Below are 2,301 nucleotides of genomic sequence, written 5' to 3'. Positions count from 1 at the left end.
TGGCGGTGCGCACCGCCACCGCCTGTCCGGCCCTGGTCACCACCGACACGACCCGCTCACCGCAGCGCACCGAGCCGCCCTTCCGCTCCAGGCGAGCGACCATGGCCGCGGTCAGCGCCCCGGCGCCGCCCACCGGCACGGGAAAGCCGTAGTGCTGCCCCAGCGCGGACATCAACCAGCCGAAGCCGCCGCTGCCCGCCGCCTCCGGGGGCAGGTCGGCGTGGAGCGCGTTTCCCGCGAGCAGCAGCCGGCCACCTTCGCCGTCGAACTCCTCCTCGCCCAGGCGACGCACCGGCAGCAGCAGGGTGCGGGCGAGGCGCAGGCCTCCCGCGGCACGCAGACCGAGTGCCAGCCGTGCCATCGGGCGCACCGGCGGGAACGGCGTGAACAGGGCCCGGACGATGTCCGGGCCGAGCCGCTCCCAGCTCCCGAACAGGTCCCGCCAGGCGTCACCGTCCCCCGGCGCGAAGGCCTCCAGCCCGGTGGCGGTGTCCTCGACGCGGCGTTCCAGCACCGCGCACCGGCCGTCGAGCAGGGGATGGGCCAGGACCCGCGGCGCGTGGCTCCACCGCAGCCCCTCCGCCGCCAGGTCCAGGCCGGCCAGGATCGGTGACGCGGCGGCCAGCGGATAGAACGCGCTGAACACGTCACTGACGTAGTCGGGGTGCGCGCCGCGGTCGCTGCGCACCGCGCCGCCCGGCTCCGGCTGCGCCTCCAGCACCTCGACCGACCAGCCCGCGTCGGCCAGCAGGTTCGCCGCGACCAGTCCGTTGGGGCCCGCACCGATGACCACTGCGTCGGGCATGGGAGTTCTCCTGTCCGCCGCGGACGCCCGCCGGAACCGGGGGGCGCCCGAGGTCAGTCGCGGGGGCGGTCAGCTCGCGGGCGTGGCCGCGCCGGACGCCGTGGGCCGGGCCGAGCGCTCCACGACCTCGGCCAACCGGGCGAGCATGGTGCGGTGACGCAACTGGGCGAGCGCGTCCACCGCGGTGTTGTGCAGCAGGCCGCCCGGCCCGCGCAGCGGGTGCTCGTCGAGGATGACCAGCGTCTCCTCACCCCACGGCCGGACCTCCAGCGCGATCCGGGCCGTGCCCAGCCAGCCGCTGTCGGCCTCCAGCTCCAGGCGGTACGGCGGCTCGTGACGCCGCACGATGGTGCGGCTGTGAGCCGACCACGGCCCGACCATCACCTCGTACTCGATCTCCGCACCGACCTGCGGCCAGTTCCCGTCCTTCTCCTCCGAGTCCGAGGTGCCCACGACCCACTCGCCGTAGCTCGAACCGTCGGACAGCACTGCCCACACGGCCTCGGGAGACGCGCGAACCAATCGGTGCCGTACTGCCATGGGGCCCTCCGCGGTGTCGAGACGATCGTTCTCCGTCCGGCGGGTGCCCCGCCGCGACGGGTTCATCCCCGAGGGCGGCAACCGCCCCCCTCGGGGACGGGGGCGGCGTCGCGGTCTGACCGGGCCGCGGAGGGGTACGCGTCCGCCCGTGGACAGCACCCGGACCGGCGGAGGAACCAGATGAGCGGACGCCTGCCCCTGCGCGGCCGGACCGCGGTCGTCACCGGGGCCGCACGCGGGATCGGGGAGGAGACGGCACGCCGCCTCGTCAGCCGGGGCGCCCGGGTGGCCCTGCTGGGGCTGGAGGAGGACCGGTTGCGGCGCCTCGCGGAGCAGCTGGGTGACAGCGCTGCGGCGGCCTGGGCCGTGGACGTCACCGACGACGCGGCGATGGGCGACACCGCGGCGCTCGTGCGGGACCGTCTCGGCCCCGCCTCGGTGGTGGTCGCCAACGCCGGGGTCGCCGCCGGGGGCTCACTGCTCGCCACCGACCCTCAGGTCTGGCGGCGGGTCGTCGACGTCAACCTGGTGGGCAGCGCGGTGACCGCCCGCACCTTTCTGCCCGACCTGCTCAGCACCCGCGGCTACCTCCTCCAGATCGCCTCCCTCGCCGGGCTGGCCCCCGCGCCCCTGATGACCGCCTACTGCGCCTCCAAGTCGGGTGTGGTCGCCTTCGCCCACGCGCTCCGCGCGGAGGTCCTGCACCTCGGCGTCGACGTGGGCGTCGCCTGTCTGAACTGGACCGACACGGACATGATCCGGGACGCCGACCGGCAGCCGGTGATGCGCGAAGTGCGGGACGCGATCCCGTGGCCGGCCGACCGGACCTGCCCGGTGGAGCGGGTCGCCGAGCGGCTGGTCCGCGGCATCGAACGACGGTCCGCCACCGTGTACGTGCCGCCCTGGCTGCGTGCCGCGAAGGTCGCGCGGGGGCTGGTGCCCGGTGCGGTGGCGCG

The 2,301-nt window shown here is 75.7% G+C and carries 3 protein-coding genes; 1 reads left to right on the top strand and 2 read right to left on the bottom strand.

Annotated features, from left to right (window positions below):
• Together ACYVE9_RS23540 and ACYVE9_RS23535 are read right to left on the bottom strand one after the other, a co-directional pair.
• On the bottom strand, positions 1-805 hold an 805-nt coding region (locus ACYVE9_RS23540; RefSeq protein ID WP_461029900.1), incomplete at its 3' end, for a phytoene desaturase family protein.
• 69 nt (positions 806-874) lie between these two features.
• On the bottom strand, positions 875-1,345 hold the full coding sequence (locus ACYVE9_RS23535; RefSeq protein ID WP_461029899.1) for an SRPBCC family protein: 471 nt from the start codon (positions 1,343-1,345) through the stop codon (positions 875-877).
• 180 nt (positions 1,346-1,525) lie between these two features.
• Between ACYVE9_RS23535 and ACYVE9_RS23530 the strand changes: the two genes are divergently transcribed.
• Positions 1,526-2,301: SDR family oxidoreductase (locus ACYVE9_RS23530; RefSeq protein ID WP_461029898.1), on the top strand; the 776-nt coding region annotated here is incomplete at its 3' end.

It is taken from the genome of Streptomyces sparsus (assembly GCF_054776295.1).
Note: the sequence above shows the minus strand (reverse complement) of the source record. Positions and strands in the feature narration are given on the sequence as shown.